We start from the raw sequence: 22,898 nt of genomic DNA, 5'->3' as shown, positions 1-22,898 counted from the left end.
GCTATTTCAATTCGATATTATTTTCTTTCGCGTATTGCGAGGGGCTCATGTTGAATTGCTTGGAGAAGGCCCGGCTGAAATAGGATTGCGAGTTGAAACCAACCGCCTCGGCGATCTCGTAAATTCTCATATCGCCTTGAAGGATCAACTCGGCGGCTTTCTTTAGCCGGCTGATCTTGATCAACTCGTTGGGCGTTACGTTCGATAGGCCGTTGATTTTACGGTAAAGGGTCGGACGGCTTAGATTCATCAAGTCCGCTATCATGTCCACGTCTAGGTTCACGTCGTTTATATGGCTGTCGATGATATCGTTCAGTTTCTTCAAGAACTTCTCGTCCGCCTTCGTGTAAGCCATGGATTTGATATTGGCAATCGGCGAGTTGAAATAATAGGCACGCATATTGCTCCGGTTGTTCAGCAGGTTCGTCACTTGGGTAAGCAATAGATCCATGGAGAAAGGTTTGTCGATGTAAGCGTCCGCCCCCAGCTCAAGCCCTTCCATGCGAGATTGTAAGGTGTTCTTAGCCGTCAAGAGGATGATCGGGATATGGCTGAACTCCAGATTAGTCTTTATCTTTTTCAATAAGGTGAAACCATCCATGACAGGCATCATGATATCGCTGATGATTAATTGGATGCCATATTCCTGAAGACGGGCAATCGCCTCCTCGCCATTACCGGCGGTGACAACATTGTAATGGACATTGATCTCTTGACCGATGAAATGGAGCATTTCGGTGTTATCTTCCACCACGAGAACCGTCGGGCGGGATTCTTGGGTGACATATTTCCGCTCGCTGGCAGGGTTGGTCAGGACCTCTGCTTTCTCTTCCTCTAGTTTTAATGAGTTCGGTTGGTTCACCGGCAAACGTAATCTAAAGATGATAAGCCCGGCCGGAGATTCCTCCAACGTCAACGATCCCTCGTGCATCTCCGCTAAAGAACGGGCCAAGGGTAGTCCGAGCCCGGTCCCGGATTTATGGATAGAGGAGTCATCCCGGTAGAAAGGCTCGAAGATCTTTTCTTTTATCTCCTCCGAGATGGGCTTTCCATCGTTCATGATATCGATCGTGAATCGCTCGCCATCTTGCGCCTCGAACCGAACGATGATCTTGCTTCTTGCGTATTTAATAGCGTTCGATAGGAGGTTGCTGAGTATCTTCGTGCAAGCTTCCTTATCGATAAAGGCGTAGAAAGATTTCACGTTACACTCGATAATCATTTGCAATGCCTCCTGCTCCGCCGTGTCGTGGAAACGCTCAAAGGTCTCTTGCATCAATGCAATGATGTCCGTATGTATGAAGTTTAGTTTATATCCCTCGATTTCCGTCTTCCTGAAATCCAGTAGTTGATTCACCAGATCCAGTAGCCGGTTTGCGTTTTTATCCACAATTGTCAGATAATTCTTTGCGCTGGGAGATAGCTTGATGTCCCGTGTTACTTTCTCCAGAGGACTTTTAATTAAAGTTAGGGGCGTACGTATCTCATGAGCGATATTGATGAAGAAATCAATCTTAGCTTGATAAAGCTCCTTCTCCTTTTCATTCTCGAACTCCTGTATTTTCTGCTGTATATTGGCCTTATTATGCCGGGAAATGATAAAGATCAGCAACACTACGCATCCGATAGCGATAATCCCATATAGGATTAACGCCTTGGTAGAGAGCCACCATGGGGGAAGGATCGTAATCTGGAACATCGCCGGCTCATCATTCCAAATACCGGACAGGTTCGCCGCCTTCACCTTGAACGTATAATTACCGGGCGGTAGTTTTGTGAAATAAACCCGGTTCTCGCCCACCACATGATACCATTTGGAACTTAACCCTTCCATGCAATAGGCGTATTGGGTGAGGTTGGGAGCTTGGTAGCTTAATGATGTGTAGTCGATGTAGAATGTGGACTGATTATGTTCTAAGGTGATTCCTTTTTTAAAAGTGATAGCCTCTTGGTGTAAGAAGTTATGATCTGGATCATTATAATTAATCTGTGATATATATACTTTCGGTTGAATGGAAAATTCTTGGATACTATTAGGTTGGAAGCTAATCATCCCCTTTAGTGTCCCAAAATATAATTTGTCATTATCTGTTTTTAAAGAAGAGTTATAATTGAATTGATTTGAAGTTAATCCATGTTCTTTTTTGAAGACTTTTATTTTATGGTTTTTAGGGTTGAGTCTTGCGAGGCCGTTAGCCGTACTGATCCACATGTTTCCTTTTTTATCTTCTTCAATACGGTAAATTACATTGCTAGGTAAGCCATCTTGCATATCGTATTTGGTCGTTTGTTGAGTACTACGGTCATAAATTTTGATTCCGTCACCAGTTGCGAACCATAAGTTGTTCTTACGATCTTCATAAATATTGTTTATTGTTCGGCTTGTATTTACTGTATCTAATTTAAATTCTCCGTGTTGGGAAGTAGCAGGATTATAATAATATAGTCCTTTACTCGATGTTCCAGCCCATATTACTCCATCATGATCTTCAAAAAGAGTTTGTATCCTACAATTATTAGGAAATTGGCTTAATTGCTCAAAAATGTCTTTTTGAGAATTATATTGATAGACACCAAGAGCGGTAGCTACCAGCAAATCATTGTTTTGGAGTTTATAAAGGTATACGATGATGTCGTTTTTGTTTGCATAAGGATTTACGGAAATCGTGTAATGTTTGATTATTTTCTCAGTACGGATATCCATTAAATCAATACCATTAGCGTGTGTCCCTATCCATAGGTGATTATCTATAGACGCTAATCCATGTATACAATTTTGTGAAAGGCCTTTCATGTCATTAAAAGATGTATATGAATGGTCCTTCATGTTTAGCTTATTCAATCCAGCGTCTTCTGTGCCAATCCATAGATTATTATTTTTGTCTATGCAAATATCGTGTATAATATCTCCATTGAGCGTTCTTTGTCCAGGAATATTATAGTGCCTTTTGAATTTTGAATAAGGAGGAGAGTAGCTGATACCGCCATTATCAGTACAAACCCAGATACCTCCTTCTTGATCTTTGTAGAGTTCTTTGATAGCATTGCTGGATAATGAATAGAGGTCACTTTTATTTTGCTGGATAGACATTATCGTATCATTTTGAATATCATATAAATATATGCCATTAAAAGTGCCAATCCATACTTTCTCCTTTGTCATACGAATGATATTTCTAGTATAAAGTGGAGATTTTTTTTGTTGAGGTAAAATATCTTTATATGTTTTTGTCTGTATATCGATTCGTTTTATACCATTATCTTTAGTTCCAATTAATAATATATTATCTAAAGGAGAGGCCCATATTGCTGTCATATCATCGATAGGATGATTTTTATCTAGATTCTTGATATCTAAGGCTATGAATTCATTTTTGTCATCATCTAGAAAAACGACATTACCATTCGCTGTTGTTGCCCAAATTTGGTCTTGAGGAGTTATATAAAAGGAGGTAATAGGATCACTTCCTTTATACATATAATTAAGATGCATACCTTGACTTTCATTGTATTTTACGAGTGAGTACCCATTAAGAATCATCCAGAGATTTCCTTGCTGGTCAAATTGTAGTGAATAACAGTTGATTCCTTTGGTGAAATCAATGAGTGTGAAGGAATCTGTTTGATAGTCATATTTTTGTAGCCCAAGGTTGGTACTTACCCAAATTTGTCCGGTGGGACTTTTCGCTAAGTCAAGAATATAACTGCTCATTAAAGAGCCTTTTTCTGAAGAGTAGCTCTTGAATGTATAGAATTTTTTGCTGTCAAATCTATTGAGCCCATCTCTGGTACCAAACCACATAAAGCCATAGTCGTCTTGTACGCAACATGTGACATGATTATTACTTAATCCGTCTTCCATGTCATAGGACTTAAAGTAGAATGGGGTTGCATTCAGTTCTACTAAGAAGAATAAGCATAATAGCACAATTTGAAACTTCATGAGCTGTTGATGTTTTCCATGTTTCGTTTGCAAGATATCAACTTTTTTGATTTTTGCTTTTGTAAATTAGTTTCATTCTTTTTCATATAGTCTCAATATTGATTTTCAGATTCCAATTTCTTCTAATTCTAGTTGGTTTATAGGTGTGTTGATACGAAAAGTAACAATTTTGATATGATTGAATGGTTTGTTTTTCAATATCAATGATACATTTGCGACAAGTTCTTTAATGAGATAAGACTAGTAACGTTAAATTAATACTATGTTAATATGAAGAAAGTAATTGTTTTAATCAGTTTTTTATGTGGAGCGTTCTTTGTAAGTGCTCAACAAGGTAATCAACAACAAAGGCAACAAGAGCGGTGGAAACCGGAAAGTACAGAATGGTATCATCCTGTACCTCCAAAAGTAACCCCTGGAGTTGGAACAAGTGCTCCTTCTGATGCAATCATCCTGTTTGATGGAAAAGATCTTACAAAATGGGAAGCTGCTGGGAAGGATGGTGGATCTGCAAAATGGGCTATAAAGGATGGAACGATGGTTGTAGTTCCCGGTTCTGGCTCTATCCGTACAAAAGAGTATTTTGGTGATTGCCAATTACACATAGAGTTTAAGACCCCGATACCAGGTAAAGATAATACTTTACAAATGAAAGGAAATAGTGGCATTATGTTACAAAGTCGTTATGAGGTACAGGTCCTAGATTGTGAGGATAATCCTACTTACGTAAATGGCTGGGTTGGTAGTGTTTATAAGCAAAGTGCTCCTTTAGCAAATGCTTTTACAAAGACGAATGAATGGCAAGTTTATGATATATATTGGAAAGCTCCTCGTTTTGGAACAAATGATGAGTTGGAATCTCCTGCGATGATAACAGTCGTCTTGAATGGGATTGTTGTTCAGAATAATTATGTGCTGAAAGGGAATACCCCATATACAGGGTTACCTAAATATGTAGCTCATGGCCGTATGCCTTTAAGTTTACAAGACCATGGGGTAGAAGTTGCTTTCCGAAATATTTGGATTAGAGATTTGTAGAAAGAAGTTTAACCTTAAAGAATGATAACTTATGACTACACGTAGAAATTTCTTGAAAAATACAACAATGCTGGCGGCAGGTTTAGGAGTATCTCCTCTTTTGTCTTCGTCACCCTTACGATCTTATCAGAAAGAAGAGGTCATAAATGGAAAAGTAAGAATTGCCGTGATTGGAGTTGGAATGGGATGTCGAGATTTGCAAGGAGCGTTGACTGATAATCCATGGGTACATTGTGTCGGTATGTGTGATGTGAATAAAGTCAGACTTGAAGAGCAGCTTGCACGTTTTAAGAAAGATTTTCCAGAACAGACGGTTTCTATAAAAGCTTATACTGATTTTCGGGAGGTACTGGCCAATAAAGAAATTGATGGGGTTATTATTGCCACGCCCGACCATTGGCATCCTTATATTTTTGCAGAAGCCTTGAAGGCGGGAAAAGCTATTTATGTAGAGAAACCTGTTGGTAATTCAATTTCTGAGTGCAATGCGATGATGGACTTTCAGAAAAAGTATAAAGGTGTTGTGACAACGGGATTATGGCAAACAAGCCAACGCTATTTCAGGGCTGCGAATGAGATATTAAAATCTGGTGTGCTAGGGGATGTTTATAAGGTACAATTATGGCTTTGCCAATCTACAAATCCTCGTCCTTCTGTTGAGGATTCAGAGGCACCATCCACTTTGGACTATGATATGTGGTTAGGACCGGCTCCGGAACGTCCTTTTAATAATTCCCGTTTTCGTGGTTGGCGTGGTTTTTGGGATTATGGTGGTGGCCAACAGACTGATTGGGGGGTGCATTGGATTGATTCTGCTTTTGACGGGTTAAAAGCACTTGGTTTATGTGATAGAGAATACCCAGATGCGGTCTTTTCTATTGCATATAAAGATCCGGCATCGTTTAATGAAACTCCAAGTTGCCAAACAAGTATTTTCCAATATAAGAATTTCCATATTGAATGGGCTCAACAAGTTGCTTACCTTTATAATCGGAATCAAGGGGTCGCTTGGGTCGGAAGTAAAGCCACTCTGGTATGTAATCGTGAAGGCTATGAGTTGATACCGGAGAAAACCCGTGATGGTATCCTTTTGGCCGATAAAGCTCAATTGGTTGGTAAATTTGAAGATGGGGGAGTAGAGGCTCATGCGACTAATTGGTGTAAATGTATTTTGAATAAATCGATTGAGACAAATAGTCCGATAGAAAAGGGGGCTTTTGCTACAATATTGGCTCATATGGCCAATATCTCGTATCGGACAGGAACTCGTGTGGTATACGATCCTCAAACAAGGAAATTTGTGGACAATCCTAAAGCGGATGCATACTTGAACAAAACATATAGAAGCCCTTGGCAATTTCCGAATATAAAATGAATGAAATTATGAAAAGACTATTATTGTTTACCATTTGCTTGTTGTGCGCCAGTTCTGTATATGCTATTGATATTTCACGGTTAGAACCTGCTTGCTGGTGGGTAGGGATGAAAAATCCGGAATTACAGATTATGGTATATGGCAAGAATATCGCAAGCTCTCAAGTTTATATTGATTATCCGGGGGTAAGAGTCAAGGAAATTGTTGGAGTCGAGAACCCTAATTACTTGTTCCTTTATTTGGATATCTCCAGAGATGCCTCTCCCGGTACAATGAATTTGATATTTCAAAAAGGGAAAGAGAAAGAAATCCGGGCCTTTGAGTTAAAGGAAAGAAATAAAAAGGTTGGAGCTGCTGGATTTTCACCTGCGGATGTGATGTACTTGATTACTCCAGATCGTTTTGCAAATGCGGATCCATCTAATGACAATCTAGATGATGTGAAAATAGATCGTTCGAGAGGGGGAGCTCGCCATGGAGGTGATTTACGTGGTATTATTAATAAATTGGATTATATCCGTGATTTAGGCTTTACGACAATTTGGTTAAATCCTGTATTGGAAAATAGGATGCCGGGAGGTTCTTATCACGGATACGCTATTACTGATTTTTATCAGGTAGATCCTCGTTTTGGAACGAATGAAGAATATTGTGAATTGATAGATAAGGCCCACGAAAAAGGAATGAAAGTCGTGATGGATATGATTTTTAATCATTGCGGAAGCTCTCATTGGTGGTTAAAAGATTTTCCTTCCTCGGATTGGCTGAATAATCAAGACAACTTTGTTCAAACAAATCATTTTAAATGGACTCTTATGGATGTTCACGCTCCTCAGTCGGAGAGAGAGATCTTGGTAAATGGTTGGTTTGGTAGAGGTATGCCAGATTTAAATCAGAAAAATAGGCACTTAGCCCGATATTTGATTCAAAATAGCATTTGGTGGATTGAATACTCACGGATTGATGGTATCCGTCAAGATACACATCCATATGCAGATTATGATTTTATGGCAACTTGGTGTAAGGAGGTGGAAAATGAATATCCGGATTTCAATATTGTGGGAGAAGCTTGGTATCCAAGAGGGACTGCTTCGGCTTGGTGGCAAAGAGATTCTAAAATGAATGAATCTAATAGTAACTTAAAGACAGTGATGGATTTTGATTTGACCTTTACTTGCCAAAAAGCGTTTGGAGATGCATGTTCTAGCCGTGAAGGATTCGAAGCAGGGTTATTTAAAATTTATGAAGTTATCGCACAGGATTTTTTATTCCCGGATCCTAATAATGTACTAGTCTTTTTGGATAATCATGATTTAGGACGCTTTATGCAGAAAGGAGAATCTGATTTAAGAAGGTATAAACAGGCTATTGCTTTTTTATTAACAACTCGAGGGATTCCTCAGATTTATTATGGGACAGAGATTTTAATGTCTGGGACAAAAGCAGAAGGAGATGGTATTATCCGCACTGATTTTCCCGGAGGTTGGGCAGGAGATCCAAAAGATGCTTTCACTCCTGAGGGACGTACGGATTTGCAGAATCAAGCTTGGGATTATATGAGAAAATTATTGAATTGGAGACAGCGATGTGATGCTGTTAAAGAAGGTAAGTTGATTCATTATACTCCTGATAAATCGGGTTGTTACGTATATGCTAGGGTAAAGGATAATAAAACGGTACTTGTTTTAATGAATGGAACAGATCAAAACCAGACATTAGATATGAATCGTTTTCATGAAGTCGTAAAAGATTATAGATCTGGGAAAGATATTATAACAGATACGATCGTTGCGATAGACACGGCGGTTCATATTCCGGCTCGTGGTGTTTATATTTTAGAACTTGTCTAACTTTAAATTTAATATGTCATGAGATGTAAAAGTATTAGTGAATTTATTATGTGCTTTATGCTTTCTTTGTTTTCATTGACAGCGTTTGCGCAAATCAAGATCACAGGAACTGCTTCTGATGCGGAGACAGGAGAGCCTTTATCTTTTATCACCATACAGATTAAAGGTACCACTGCGGGTACTACTTCCGATATGGATGGAAATTATTCAATTGAGGTACCTAATAGAGATGCCATTTTAGTGTATTCTTATATTGGTTATCGTTCCCAAGAGATAAAGGTCGGAAATCAGACTCATATTAATGTTCGTCTATCGGAAGATGTGGAGACATTAGATGAAGTGGTCGTTGTTGGCTATGGAGTTCAGAATAAGAGAGATGTGACAGGATCGATCGCTAAAGTTGGAAGTGAGGAACTAATGTCTGTTCCAACAAGCTCTTTCGATGCCGCTTTACAAGGGCGTGCCGCTGGTGTACAAGTAACCCAAACATCGGGTTTGGCTGGCTCTGGTGCAGCCATTCGAGTGAGAGGTATCGCTTCTATTACCGCTGGAGGTGATCCATTGATTGTTGTTGATGGAATACCCATCATGCAAAATGCCGGAGATCGAGTGGGTGCAGCACAAGATAATCCAATGTCATCTATAAATGCGAATGATATTGAAAGTATTGATATATTGAAAGATGCCTCGGCAACGGCTATTTATGGATCCAGAGGTGCGAACGGTGTTGTCTTAATAACAACTAAACGTGGTAAATCAGGAAAACCTCAAATAAATTTTAGTTCTAAAGTTGCATTTTCAACAACTAATAGGAAAGTTGATATGTTGGAAACTAAAGATTATCTGGATATTTATAAAGAAGCATTGGAAAATGATTATAAGTTTAATCCCTCTGGTGCGACAGATCCTTCTACTGTATCATCATATCCCGGTGGTTATTCAGAAGAACAAGCTTTATTAAATAATACGGATTGGCAAGATCTTATTACGAGAACAGGAATTTCTACCTACAATGATTTATCGGTATCGTGGGGTAATAAGAAAATACAGACTTATTTAGGGGTTTCTAATGTAGAAGAGAATTCATATTTGGTGAATGATCATTTCGGAAGGACGAGCGTACGCCTTAATATTGATTATAAGCCTATAAACATTTTAAAAATAGGTGGAAATTTTAGTTTCTCTCACACGGATCATCGACCCACTCCTTCAAGTTGGGATGGTGGTTGGGGACGTGCCATAAGTACGGCTTTGCCTTATTTCCCAGCCTATAATTCGGATGGTAGTTATTATGTTTTTCCTAAATCAACAAATCCGGTGACGGAGGCAAATGAGAAAAGACGTAGAATATTTACCCAACGTACAATGGCAAGTTTATATGCTGACTTACAGATAATCAAAGGATTGTCATTGCGGCTAGAAGGTAATATAGATTATCGAGATAATGAGTCTAATTATTTACGAACGAAAGAATTATCAACAAAACCGAATAGTAATGTGACAAATCGTTATGAGACAAATTGGAATGCGAAAGCACTCTTGAATTATAGCTTGTCGATTAATGAAAAACATCGTTTTCATTTCTTGTTGGGAACAGAAGCATTGAAATCTACACGAGTATCGAATTATACGAATGTCGTATTTGAGCAAGGAAAAGAAGATTGGTTATTTAATAATCCGGCTTATGATGAAACGAATAAGACTTTTACGAGCTATCCTAATCAAGATTTCTCATTTATATCCTTTTTCGGACGTATAAATTATACATTTAAAGACCGTTATATGTTCACTGGTACTTTCCGTAGAGATGGTTCGTCACGATTTGGGGAGAATAATAAATTTGGTAATTTCCCTGCGGCTTCTATTGGTTGGATGATCACGGAAGAGGACTTTTTAAAAGATAACGAGGTTGTAAGCTTGTTGAAATTGAAAACAGGTTTTGGTATTACTGGTAATGCGGAAATCCCTAACTATGCGCAATGGGGGGCAGTTAGCGTGAATACGAATCAATTGTATGTAGGGGATAATTATTGGTATATCAATTCTTTGAAAAACCCAGATTTGAAGTGGGAAACAACCTCTACTTTTGATGTAGGTTTGGAGTATGGTTTCTTAAAAAATCGGATTTCAGGTGAAATCGGATTTTATAATAAGAATTCCAAAGATCTATTTTTGAATGTAAGTGTTCCAGCATCTGTGGGATATACGGCATTCTTGGCAAATATCGGAAAAGTCAGAAATACGGGTGTGGAGTTTAATATTAAATCCGTGAATATTACAAATAGAGATTTTACATGGACTACTGATTTTAATATCAGCTATAATAAGAATAAGGTTTTGGATGTTGGTAATGCAGGACCAGACGCATTAAGTGGAGAAGGTGATACACGTGTGTTAGTAGGACAGCCTATTGGCGTAAACTATTTGGTTAAGGTTCTACGTGTTGATCCTCAGGATGGTATGCCTGTTTATGAAATGCTTGATGAGAATAAGAAACCGGTTGGTGAAACTAAAGAATATAATGCGGATAGAGATCGTCAGCCTGTAGGCCATCCTTATTCCGATTTTGTAGGAGGTTTGAATAATACGTTTACATATAAGAACTGGGATTTCGGTTTTATGTTTACATTCCAAATAGGCGGCAATATTTATGACGATGGTGAGAAATTTCAGATGAATAATGTTGGCACTTGGAATCTGAAAAGTAATGTTCTTGATAGATGGCAGAAACCTGGTGATGTGACAGATGTACCTCGGGTAAGTTTAGGAAAAAGTGGCATTGAACTGGCGAGAAATACAACTGAATATCTACATGATGCGGGATTCTTACGTTTAAAAAATGTAAATGTGGGTTATACTTTCAAAGGTATTAGAATCAAGAAGTTTAATATAAGGGATATTCGATTATATGCTCAAGCAACTAATTTATTGACTTTATTTAGTGAATACTATAATAAATATAGTGGTGAGCCTGAGATTATGCGTGATGTCGATTCAGCTCAGAAGAGGAATTTGAGTTTGAATGTGACTTATTTAACACCTCCTCAAGCTCGTACATATACTATCGGATTAAGTGTTAACTTTTAAATGAATAAGATTATGAAAGTAAAATATATAGCAGTAATATTACTCAGTACCCAATTAGTCTATACGGCATGTGATGACATGGGATTTCTACAAATAAAACCAGATAGTTTAGAACTGACAGATGATCGTATTAAGACGGTAGATGATTTGGAGAATTTATTGTTGGGTGCTTATAATGGAATACGTTCTTCGGGCTTTTGGGGAGGCCGGACGTTGCGTGGTTTTGATGTGATCGCAGATGATGGTGTGGCAGATGTGGCTACTTTTGAATGGGTTCAGATGAGTGCTCATACAATGAATTTGGTAAATGCGGTTGGACGTGATACCTGGACCGCAACATATAATGCCATAAATATGGCGAATCAAGTTGCGTTTAGCGATTTAGGGGAAAGTATCTTGGCGAGTGATCCTCAGAAAGAAGCTCAATTTAAGGCTGAGGCATCTTTTATTCGTGCATTAGGATATTTTCATTTAGTAAGAGCCTTTGGCCTTCCTTATGCAGAGGAGACTAAGGATATCGCAGAGATGGGAGTTCCCCTTCGTTTAAGGGGGGTGATGGATCGTGCTACTGCATTTGAGGTCGTACAACGTTCAACGGTCTCTGAGGTTTATTCTCAAATAATCTCAGATTTGGAATATGCGATCGAAAACTTACCTGGAGAGAATAAAGTAGAGTCTGGTAGAGCGACCGTTGATGGCGCAAAAGCGTTATTGGCAAAAGTCTATTTTTATAAACATGATTTTGGGAATGCGGCTAAATATGCGGAACAAGTTATTAATACTCAGAAGTATGATCTTGATGAGGATTTGACTGCTAAATTCGGTAGAGCGGAAAAAAAGACTGTTACGCAAGAAATTGTAGCGATGATACCTTCTGCGTCATTGATTGAGGATTCTTGGGGTGGTTTAAGAGATTATCGTACGAATGGATTGGCTTTACCCACAAGCAGGCCGTCTAATGAGTTGATTGCTGCTTATGACCAACAAAATGATAATCGTTTTAAAACGTTTTTTAAAAATATAGACGGTTCATGGTATACTCTGAAGTTTGATTATGAGTATATGGATGGTATTATTATTGGATATAATGAGTTGTTACTACTTTATGCCGAGTCTTTAGCTAAATCGAATGGAAATATGAATCAAGCTTTGAATGCTTTGCAAAAAATAGAAAAAAGGGCTTATGGCAAAGCTAATACTACAACTACGGATAGGGCTTCTTTTATTAAAGCAGTACAGAAGGAACGTCGTTTGGAAATAGCTTTACAAGGTGAGAGATTATTTGAATTGAAGCGTATCAAACAGTCGGTTCGTGGTGAAGCTTGGGATTCTCATAAAGTGATGTTTCAGATTCCGGATGTTGAGCAGAATGGTAATCCTGATGTTAATATGAATTAACTTGGCTGTTTAAAAAGGGTGAGTTTGGCTCACCCTTTATTTGCTTTTACATCTAAATAATTATAGCTATGATTAGAAAAATAATAATATTTACTTCATTTCTGTTATTTGTACTTGGGACAGTGGCTGCTCAAACGATAAATAAGGTAGAGCCGTTGTTTTGGTGGGCAGGAATGAGAAATCCAGAATTACAGTTGATGGTATATGGGGATCATATTTCTGAATATCATCCTGTTATAAATGAACCTGGTGTTTATTTAAAAAGTTGTGTAACGGTAGATAGTCCCAATTATTTAATATTATATTTAGATTTATCACAAGCTCATTCTGGAACATTTGATATAACTTTTGTGAATGGGGAAAAGAAGTTCGTATATGCTTACGAGCTGAAAGAGCGCAAGGAGAGTACAGATGATATACAAGGATATGATTCTTCGGATGTGTTGTATTTAATTATGCCGGACCGTTTTGCTAATGGTGACCAATCGAATGATCAGATTTCTATGTCAACGGAATATGTGATGGATCGTAGTAAGCCTGGGGCTCGACATGGAGGTGATTTGAAGGGGATCGAAGATCATTTGGATTATTTTGTGGACCTTGGGGTAACAGCTATATGGTTAAATCCCGTGTTGGAGAATGATGGGAAAGGAGGTTCTTATCATGGCTATTTCTCAACGGATATGTTTCATGTGGATAGGCGTCTAGGATCAAATGAAGATTACCTTCGATTGATAAATAAAGCGCATCAAAAGGGATTACGGGTTGTTATGGATATGATTTTTAATCATATTGGAGCAAATCATCCTTGGGTGCTAGATGTGCCATCTAAGGATTGGTTTAATGTAAGTCCTTCTAAAAGGGGGAATCATGCTAAGGCTATTTTCTATGACAATTATGCATCAACTTATGATTCTGAAGTAATGAAATATGCAGGATTTGGAATAGATTTGAATCAAGCAAATCCTCATGTTGGTAAATATCTTATTCAGAATTCTATATGGTGGATTGAGTATGCTCGGATTGATGCGATTAGGCAAGATACATATCCATATTCCGATTTTGATATGATGCGTGAGTGGAATATCCAAATCATGAATGAATATCCTCAGTTTAATATAGTTGGTGAGATTTGGACTAATTATACGATTGGTACGGCTTGGTGGCAAAAAGGGTGTAAACTTAATTTTGGAAAAGATACGGAACTGAAGTCTGTGATGGATTTTACTCTGATGAGTATTGCAAGTGATATCTTTAATGACAAGTCTTCACCGGAAGGGCGATTAGATAAAATCTATGATCATTTGTGTTATGATTTCGTGTATCCAGATATTAAAAATGTTTTGCGTTTTTTAGATAATCACGATACTGATAGGTTTTTACGTTCGGAGCCTAAAGACTTAGATGGTTATAAACAAGGGGTTGCCTTTTTATTAACAATCCCTGGCACTCCTCAATTATATTATGGACATGAATTGTTAATGTCTGGGACGAAAAGTCGCCCGGGTGGGGATGGGAATATACGTTTAGATGTTCCAGGAGGGTGGCCTGGAGATTCTCAGAATTGGTTTACGAGGGAAGGACGTTCCGACCTACAGAATAAGGCTTGGGATTATTTACAGACTTTATTGAAGTGGAGGAAGGGCAATAAGATCATTTCCGAAGGTAATATGAAACATTATATGCCACAATTAGGAGTGTATGTATATGAGCGTTATCTAGAGGGTAAAAGTGTCATGGTCATTATTAATGGAGCTAATCATGAAGTTGATCTTCCACTTGCCCGTTATAAGGAATCTTTAAAAGAGGGAATAGAAGGAAAGGATATAATAACGAAACGAACGATCTTATTTAAGGACAGCTTGAAGCTGGCATCTAAAGAGGTATTGGTCGTTGAGATGAATTAAGAGATTATGAAAATAAACAGACGACAATTCGTAAGAAACTTAGGATTGGGCACAGCCTCGTTGAGTATGGGAAGTTTGATATCGACTTCTTCTTGTGCCCCTTCTGGGGATTCCCGTGATAAAAGAGGGAAAGTGAGTGATGACGATCAATTCCTATTTATCGGTGACGATATCGCCATCGCCCAGACAGAGTATGGGAAGGTGCAGGGATATCTGCTGAATCATGTATATACGTTCTTGGGAGTTCCTTATGGGGCTGATACGTCGGGAAAAAATCGTTTTATGCCTCCCCAAAAACCAGAGCCGTGGACAGATGTGAGACCGGCGGTTTTTTATGGGAATACGGCGCCGCAACGTATGGAGAACCGGTGGCCCAATAATTACGGAACTTTTGCTGATCATTGGAACTACTGGGATGTGAGTGAGGATTGCTTATATTTAAATGTATGGACACCGGGTATCGCAGATGGAAAGAGACGTCCCGTATTGGTGTGGCTGCATGGCGGCGGTTTTACAAATGGTAGTGGGATCGAGCAGGATGGATATCATGGAGAGAATATAAGCCGGGAAGGAGATATCGTATTCTGTTCCATTAATCATCGGTTGGGGCCGATTGGCTTCTCTGACTTATCTGGTGTTGGTGGAGAAGCGTATAAGGATTCCGGAAACGTGGGGATGTTAGATATTATTGCCGCCTTGCGATGGGTACATGATAATATCGCCAATTTCGGTGGAGATCCCGGGAACGTAACGGTTATGGGACAATCCGGAGGAGGTTCTAAGGTCTGTACGGTAGCCGCTATGCCGGCGGCAAAAGGTTTGATCCATAGAGCCGTGGCTTTAAGTGGATCTACGGTAGGAGCTTCCGATCAGGTGATGACCCGGAAGGTGGGAGAATATATTTTGAGAGAAGCGGGGCTGACCGCTTCCCAACTGGATAAATTGCAAAGAATACCTTGGCGGGAATATTTGGATATAGCGGATAGGGCTTGTAAAAAGTGCTGGGAAGATCAAGGGATTAGCATGAGACGGACTTTTGGCCCTGTTGCTGATGACCGGAATATTCCGGCCGGTGTATTCTACTCCGGTGAGAGCCATTTGGAGTCTCCTGTCGTCCCGATGATATTCTGTACGACTTTCCATGAATGGAACCCGAACAGGGCGGATGCGGCCTTGGAAAAAATCACTCAAGACGGTGTGATCGAGAAACTGAGAAGTCAATATGGTGATAAAGCGGAATCGATCGTGAAGGCTTTCGCCAAGAATTTCCCGGATAAGACTCCGATGGAGCTTTGGGCGATGATTTTGTCTTCCCGTCAACGAGTGGTTGAGGCGGCTAACGCAAAATTAAAGCAAGGCCAGCCTGTGTATGTAGCTTGGTTTGGCTGGTGTCCGCCCTTGTTTAATAACCGTATGCGTGCGTTCCATTGCTCGGATATCTGTTTCTGGTTTAAAAATACGGATCGGATGTTTACTCATACGGGTGGAGGTAAGGTACCTCGTGCGTTGTCAGATAAGATGTCTGGCGCTTTGTTGAATTTCATGCGGACAGGAGATCCGAACGGAGGAGAGTTACCCGTTTGGCCGAAATACACGGAAGAAAATGGAGAGGTGATGATCTTGAATAATACGTGTGGGGCTCGGAATGATCCGGACCGGGAGGCCCGTAAATCTTTGGAGGTTTAATTTAAAACGAGAGTGTTATGCTTGAGAAAAAGATTTCAAGACGTAATATGCTTCGGGCCACCGGTCTGGCGGTTTTGGGCAGTACGTTCGCAGGCTTGGCTTCTTGTGCTCCGAAGAAAAAGGAGGAGCCATCACCCGAAGCATCCTCTTCGAAACGTCCTTTCCGTGTCTGTCTCAATGTCTCTACGATAGCGGGTTATAAACTTCCTGTTCAAAAACAGATTGATTTATGTGCCGAGGCTGGTTTTGAGGGAATTGAGTTATGGACCCGTGATGTGGATGCGTTCGTAAAGCAAGGGGGAACTTATGAGACACTCAGGCGTCAGCTGGAAGGCTCCGGACTTTTATTGGAGAATATGATCGGTTTTGCCTCGTGGTTTGCCGATGATCCTTCGAAACGGAAGGAAGGGCTAAACCAAATGCGGCATGATATGGAGATGGTAGCGGGATTGGGCGGTAAATTTATCGCCGCTCCTGCTCAAGGAGTTACTCAATTGGATCGTACACGGTTGCCGGAGTATTCCGAACGCTATCGGGCGATACTGGATTTAGGGGATGAGATGGGTGTCACTCCGATATTGGAACTATGGGGGGCCGGGGTTCTGAATCAATTATCGGATACCATGGCGATAGCGATCGCCTCCGGGCATTCGCTGGCTTCCGTCTTATTGGATTTCTACCATTTGTACAGAGGAGGAAATAGTTTTGATAGTTTACGCTTGATAAATGGGAAGATCCTTCCGGTTTTTCATATCAACGATTATCCGGAGTTGCCTCCTCGTACGGAGTTGAGAGATTCGGATCGGGTGTTTCCGGGAGATGGTATTTGCCCGTTTAATAAGGTACTTCCTTTGCTATACGACTCCGGTTTCCGGGGTGGGTTATCCGTAGAGCTTTTTAATAAGGGATATTGGGAAACCATGGATGTAAAGGAGGTCTTAAGGAAGAGTTTTGAGAAAACCACACAGGTAATCAATAGTTCGATGGGATAAAAGTTTGTTGGGATTTAGGAAAGGGACTGCCTCGAGGTGTTTTACCTTCGAGGCGGTCCCTTCTGTTTTTATAGTATCTTCTCTTAAAAATCAATTATTTTATAATCCGCTGTGATATAAAATGTAGTATATTTGCGTACTCTGTTTTGGGGTACGCAAAAGCTTTGTTCACCAGAATGAATAGGCATTATCCTAAATAAACCGTTGTTTTGCGGAGAGGTCTAGGGGTTGTTATCATCGGGAAAGCCGATAATAAAAGATATACATTATAATGAACTTACTTCTGAGATATGTGGGTCATGGTATAACTATAAGTTTGTTAGTATTTATAATGCTGGCGTTTCATTTGTCTGCGTTAGCACGGACAAGTGAAAAACGTGTGCTCCGGGTTGCCTTTCCGCAGGTGGTAGGCATGAGTTGGACGGCGGAGGACGGTAGTCATCATGGTATGCTCGTGGACTATCTCAATGAGATTGCCAAATATACCGGTTGGGAATACGAGTACATTGATACGAATAGGCAAACCGTGTTGAATGAATTTATCGCAGGTCAGTATGAATTGATGGGTGGAAACTATTATATACCCGGTTTAGAGGAATATTATGCTTATCCGGATTACAATATGGGATATAGCCGTTCTTTGTTGCTTGCTCGTTCTGACGATCGTACTATCCATAGCTATAATTTGGAGAGTATGAACGGGAAAACCATCGGTGTATATGAGAATGCGAAAGAAAATATTCGCCGCCTCAAGGAGTTTTTGGCTATCAACGGATTAGACTGTAAGTTCCAATATTACAGCTTGAAAGATATGCAGAAGAACGACGAGGGATTATATTTTTATTTAATGAATGGAGAGATAGACTTGCTGTTGAGTGGCATTATTTACAATCACGATTCTGTACGGGTGATCGCTACATATAATTCTCAACCCTATTATATCGTAACCAATCCGAGTAATAAGGAAGTATTGGATGGTTTGAATATGGCTTTGGAACGGATCTTGGATGCCAATCCAAATTTCGCGGCAGAGCGTTATGCCGCTAACTTCCCTGCCCGACTTGTAAATGTCCAATTTAGTGACCGGGACTTGGAATATGTCAAGAAAAGGAAAACGATCACGGTAGCCGTTCCGGAGAATTGGTATCCCTTTTATTGTAAAGAAACCTCCCAGAAGAACCATGTCGGTATCATGGTGGATGTATTGGATAAGATCAAGGACTTTACCGGTTTGGATTTTTCGTATGTGTATGCGAAGAATTATAGTGATGCGGTCCATCTGGTACAACGAGGGAAAGCTGATATCTTAGGCTTTTTCTTGGGAGATGAGAACGATGCGGCCCAGCTAGGGCTTGCGCTTTCAGCCTCTTATGTGAGTGCGAACAATATCATAGTACGCAATAAAGCCTGTAGTTATCCCGCTCCGGGTTTGGTTGGTGCTTTGGTGGAAAGTCAGCGATTTCCAAGTGGCATATCTGCGGAGAAGATTCGGTCCTATCCGGGCATTAAGGAGGCATTAGCCGCTGTCAATAGCGGAGAGGTTGATTTTATCTATGGATTGTCCTCTAAAATGGAACAGGATATTTTGCGTTATCATTTCACCAATCTTGCTCCTGTGACATTGGTCAATGATCAGAGTGCGATAAGTTTTGCGTTACCTACCCCGGTTGACCCGGATTTATTAACCGTACTCAACAAGGCGATCAATAATCTTTCTGAGTCCGAGAGGACTGTTATACGCAATCGGAATCTGGAATCTATCGGCGTGAATGAATTCTCTCTTACGGACTTTATATATGCGAATCCCTTACAATTTATGTTTATCGTGATGTTTGTCCTGTCGGTGCTATTTACGGCATTACTGCTGGCTATAGGGGCCCGGATGAAAGCGACCGTGATACAGGGCAACCTGAAACGGGCTGAGGCGGCTAACTTGGCGAAGAGCGAGTTTCTTTCCCGGATGAGTCATGAGATCCGTACGCCGATGAACGGAATTGTAGGTATGAGTACTATCGCTATGCAAAACATAGATAATACCGATAAGATAAAGGATTGTCTTGAGAAAGTAATCATGTCTTCCAAGCATCTTCTCGCTCTCATTAACGACGTGCTGGATATGTCGAAGATAGAAAGCGGAAAAGTGGAACTTCGACATGAGAGCTTTAATTTCCGGGCATTCTTGCAGGACTTTGAAAATCTGTATGGCGAGCAGGCCAAGAGTAAAGGGATCAGCTATGAGACGATATTGGCTAGTGATCTGGAAGTACAGATTATAGGAGACTCCTTGCGCTTGAATCAAGTTCTCTCCAACCTGTTATCGAATGCGCTGAAATTTACGCCGGCCAAGGGAATGATTAAACTTCGGGTATCTAAAACAGGTGAGGATCAAGAGAATGTTTACCTTCGTTTCGAGGTAATCGATACGGGATGTGGTATAGCCGAGGAGAACTATGATAAAATCTTCGAATCGTTCGAACAGGAAAATGTGGATGTTACTTATAAATATGGAGGTACAGGATTAGGGCTTTCTATCGTTAAGCGTTTCACAGGGTTGATGGGTGGTGGCATACATGTGACGAGCGTGCAGGGGAGTGGCAGTACATTCACCGTTGATCTGCCTTTCGGCAAAATAAAGGAATCGGGTAAGCCCACTCGTTTTTCCGATATTAATGGGAGGAATGACCTTGCGAAGGATTGTTATGCTGTTGATTATGACTTCAAAGGTAAACGGATCTTATTGGTTGAGGACAATGAGCTTAACCGGGAGATAGCGGAGGAATTGATCGGAGTTACCGGTGCGTCGGTGGAGAGTGCTGAGGACGGGGTACAGGCCGTAGAGATGTTTAAGGAATCTGCCGAAGGATATTATGATTTGATATTGATGGATGTGCAGATGCCTCATATGGATGGCTATGAGGCTACCCGATGTATCCGGGCATTAGGGCGTTCTGATGCTCAAAAGGTTCCTATCTTCGCTATGACAGCCAACGCCTTCGCTGAGGATGTGCAGAAAAGTAGGGAGGCCGGTATGAACGCTCATATATCTAAACCATTAAATATACGTGCCGTGTATAAGCAAATGAACCGGTACCTTCAAGGATAAATAAAAGATTGATAAATAATTAAAAGGGGCCGCCTCTGGAAATTAAACTTTCGAGGCGGTCCCTTCTGCTTTTATTAGATATTCTTTATTTTTCCGTAATTACCGAGAATTCACCGATACCCGCTTGCTTTTTATTATCTACGATACGGGTTGCGACCAAACGGATTTGGTTACCTTTCGTTATCGGGAAATGTACGACTTGCTCGATCGGGTTAGCCTTGATATTGGAGAATTCGCCTTCGGCCACCTTCTTTCCATTAATATATAATTGATAGTTGGAGATATGACCGCTTGCGTCACGTCCTTGGTTCGGGGTGTAGCGGAATCCGGATATAGGCATTTCTTTCGCTAATTGTACGACTAACTCTTGTTTCCCTTGTGGCAAATAGTAGGTTGTGTAGCCGTTTCCGTCTAGGATCAGGCTGGTTTTCTCATCTTTCGGTGATACGATCGTGTAATCACAAGCAGGAATATCGAACGTTTGCGCGGAAACCGGACTGACTGTATCGAAAGTCGGATCATAGGCAATCGCCTTGACAGTTCCTTTTTGAGCGAAAGCGAATGGCGCCTGATAAAGCGGTGAGTCCTTGGTTGGATCTGAACCGTCGGTGGTATAATGAACCTCGGAGCCTTTATCCCCGGCCTGTATGGTTACCTCGTCATTGATATTACGGGCAATCGTTGGCTCGGTCACCAAGGCGGGGGCAAGGTATGCCTCCACGTTATTGATACAAAGCGGCCCGCGGGCGTCCGTGAAGTTGATGCGTATCTTCTCCGCTTTCTCGGTCTGGAAACGGACAATTCGTTTATAGCCGACAGTTGTCGTAGAATCCACAGTCTGTGCCGGAATCCATTTACCCCCTTGCTCGAGTTCGATATTGAACGAGCGTACTCGTTGTCCTAATGGGATATATTCTTGTATTACCAAGCGGTTTACATCGGTAGGATGGGTTAACGTGAAAGTCAATGAACCACTGGTTACTCCATCGTCCGTAGCCCAATAGGTATCCCAATCCCCATCTACTGCCTTATTGGGACTAAAATTACGTCCTCTTTTATTGCTCGCTTGTACGTAACATCCTTTCAAAAGATTCTCCTTAAAGTCATTTTGGATGGTTTGATACCATTGTACGGCACGGGCGGAGTCTACCGGACTTATTTTTCCGTTCAACGCTACGGGGAAGTTCAATAGAAAATTGGCGTTATGCCCGACGCTTCGGTAATAAAGATCGACTAATTTTGCCAGAGATTTGACTTGGTGATCTTCCCGGGAGTGATAGAACCATCCCGGACGGATAGATACATCGCATTCTCCACCTAGCCACATCGGTCCGTTCTCATCTCCCCATACACTCTGTTGGAAAGTAGGCATGGAGGGTTCCGGGGCGAAGATGCTCCATTGGGTATCACCGGCCCAACCTTCCTCGTTACCGATCCAGCGGATATCGGGTACTGTCCCTCCGAAAACCATGATGTCCGGGTGGTGCGCCTTGATCGTGTCTCGTGCCCGCTCATATTGATAATAGGTCTTGGCGTCTATAGCACGGGTTTCATTCGTGCCGCCATACCAGCCATTGCCACCGTTTGCCCCATCAAACCAGTATTCGAACAACGGGCCATAGTTGGAGACTAATTCATGTAATTGGGCATGGAATTTCTCTACATATCCCGGTTGTCCGTAATTCTCACTGTTTCTGTCCCAAGGGGAGAGATAGACACCGAATTTCAGCCCGTGTTTCTTACAAGCGTCGGATAGTTCTTTTACCATATCCCCTTTGCCATCTTTCCAAGGAGAATTCTTTACGCTATATTCGGTTGTGGCGGTAGGCCATAGACAGAAACCGTCGTGATGCTTGGTGGTTAAGATTACGCCTTTCAATCCGGCGGCTTTGATTGTTTGCGCCCATTGATCGCAATCCAGATCCGTTGGATTGAATGTGGAGGCGGGAGTATTTCCGTAACCCCATTCCAGATCATTGAACGTATTTAATCCGAAATGGACAAAGGCGTATGTTTCCATCTTATGCCATTCAACTTGTGCCGGCGTGGGAACGGGCAGGATAGGGGCGGGCGCTGTCGCTTCTTTACAGGAGAAGAAGGAAAACAACCCAAGCCCCAATAAAATAGAGGAACTCAAGTGCTTCATTATTTGTTTATATTTAGATGAGACCTCAAATATATGAAAAAAAACGGCAGATTTTTATTCTGTTTTTAGATATCTAGATAAAAGATAAAGTCCCCTGTCTTTTAGATGTCTCCTCTGGGGAAATTTTCATGCTAGCATATGTTTGTTTATCAATTGTTTGCAGTGCCAGTTTATTTATCGCCTTTGGCACGGTCGTGCCATCACAGTGGCAACGCTGTGCCATCCGTGTGGCAGGGCCGTGCCATCGTAGTGGCACAGTATTGCCGCTATGATGGCAAGGGTACCGGCTATATCGTTTCCGTGAGCAGTCGGTATTTTTGCGTATCCTATATTATAATGTACCCGATATCCGTTGCCGTAAAAAACTTGCAAA

Annotated in this window: 12 protein-coding genes; 9 read left to right on the top strand and 3 right to left on the bottom strand. The window is 40.9% G+C overall.

The features are described 5' to 3' along the window. Position 1: 1 nt before the first annotated feature. Positions 2-3,943 (bottom strand): two-component regulator propeller domain-containing protein, encoded by a 3,942-nt coding sequence (locus tag DW205_RS22850; protein ID WP_036614610.1) that lies wholly within the window; start codon positions 3,941-3,943, stop codon positions 2-4. Positions 3,944-4,213: 270 nt separating this feature from the next. Here DW205_RS22850 and DW205_RS12380 point away from each other — a divergent pair, with 270 nt between their 5' ends. The 9 genes from DW205_RS12380 to DW205_RS12340 all read left to right on the top strand — a co-directional run bounded on the left by DW205_RS12380 (position 4,214) and on the right by DW205_RS12340 (position 20,379). Then, on the top strand, positions 4,214-4,981 hold the full coding sequence (locus tag DW205_RS12380) for a DUF1080 domain-containing protein (RefSeq protein ID WP_005864187.1): 768 nt from the start codon (positions 4,214-4,216) through the stop codon (positions 4,979-4,981). Positions 4,982-5,012: 31 nt separating this feature from the next. After that, positions 5,013-6,356, top strand: coding sequence for a Gfo/Idh/MocA family oxidoreductase (locus DW205_RS12375; RefSeq protein WP_005864188.1), 1,344 nt, complete (start codon positions 5,013-5,015; stop codon positions 6,354-6,356). 8 nt (positions 6,357-6,364) lie between these two features. Continuing rightward, positions 6,365-8,206 (top strand): glycoside hydrolase family 13 protein, encoded by a 1,842-nt coding sequence (locus DW205_RS12370; protein WP_005864189.1) that lies wholly within the window; start codon positions 6,365-6,367, stop codon positions 8,204-8,206. Positions 8,207-8,224: 18 nt separating this feature from the next. After that, the gene (locus DW205_RS12365) at positions 8,225-11,293 is read left to right on the top strand and encodes a TonB-dependent receptor (protein ID WP_005864190.1); all 3,069 of its coding nucleotides are present in this window, start codon (positions 8,225-8,227) and stop codon (positions 11,291-11,293) included. 12 nt (positions 11,294-11,305) lie between these two features. Then, entirely contained in the window at positions 11,306-12,691 is a 1,386-nt protein-coding gene (locus DW205_RS12360) for a RagB/SusD family nutrient uptake outer membrane protein (protein WP_005864192.1), read from the top strand. A 68-nt stretch (positions 12,692-12,759) separates the two neighbouring features. Continuing rightward, a complete protein-coding gene (locus tag DW205_RS12355) occupies positions 12,760-14,598 on the top strand; it encodes a glycoside hydrolase family 13 protein (protein WP_005864194.1) in 1,839 nt (612 codons plus the stop codon). Positions 14,599-14,604: 6 nt separating this feature from the next. Continuing rightward, positions 14,605-16,284: a carboxylesterase/lipase family protein gene (locus DW205_RS12350; protein ID WP_005864196.1), complete on the top strand. Its 1,680-nt coding sequence runs from the start codon at positions 14,605-14,607 to the stop codon at positions 16,282-16,284. A 17-nt stretch (positions 16,285-16,301) separates the two neighbouring features. After that, complete coding sequence (locus DW205_RS12345) at positions 16,302-17,276, top strand: sugar phosphate isomerase/epimerase (RefSeq protein WP_005864198.1); 975 nt, start codon at positions 16,302-16,304, stop codon at positions 17,274-17,276. A gap of 271 nt (positions 17,277-17,547) precedes the next feature. Next, positions 17,548-20,379 carry an ATP-binding protein gene (locus DW205_RS12340; RefSeq protein WP_005864200.1) on the top strand — a complete coding sequence of 944 codons (2,832 nt, stop codon included), beginning with the start codon at positions 17,548-17,550 and terminating at the stop codon, positions 20,377-20,379. A gap of 85 nt (positions 20,380-20,464) precedes the next feature. Here the strand turns inward: DW205_RS12340 and DW205_RS12335 are convergent, their stop codons facing one another. Further along, complete coding sequence (locus DW205_RS12335; protein ID WP_005864201.1) at positions 20,465-22,525, bottom strand: alpha-L-fucosidase; 2,061 nt, start codon at positions 22,523-22,525, stop codon at positions 20,465-20,467. A 174-nt stretch (positions 22,526-22,699) separates the two neighbouring features. Next, a partial coding sequence (locus DW205_RS22535) for a hypothetical protein (protein WP_233523152.1) occupies positions 22,700-22,898 on the bottom strand: 199 nt, incomplete at its 5' end.

The organism is Parabacteroides sp. AM17-47 (assembly GCF_003434625.1).
Taxonomy (GTDB): Bacteria; Bacteroidota; Bacteroidia; order Bacteroidales; family Tannerellaceae; genus Parabacteroides; species Parabacteroides distasonis.
This window is presented reverse-complemented; position numbering and strand designations above follow the sequence as displayed.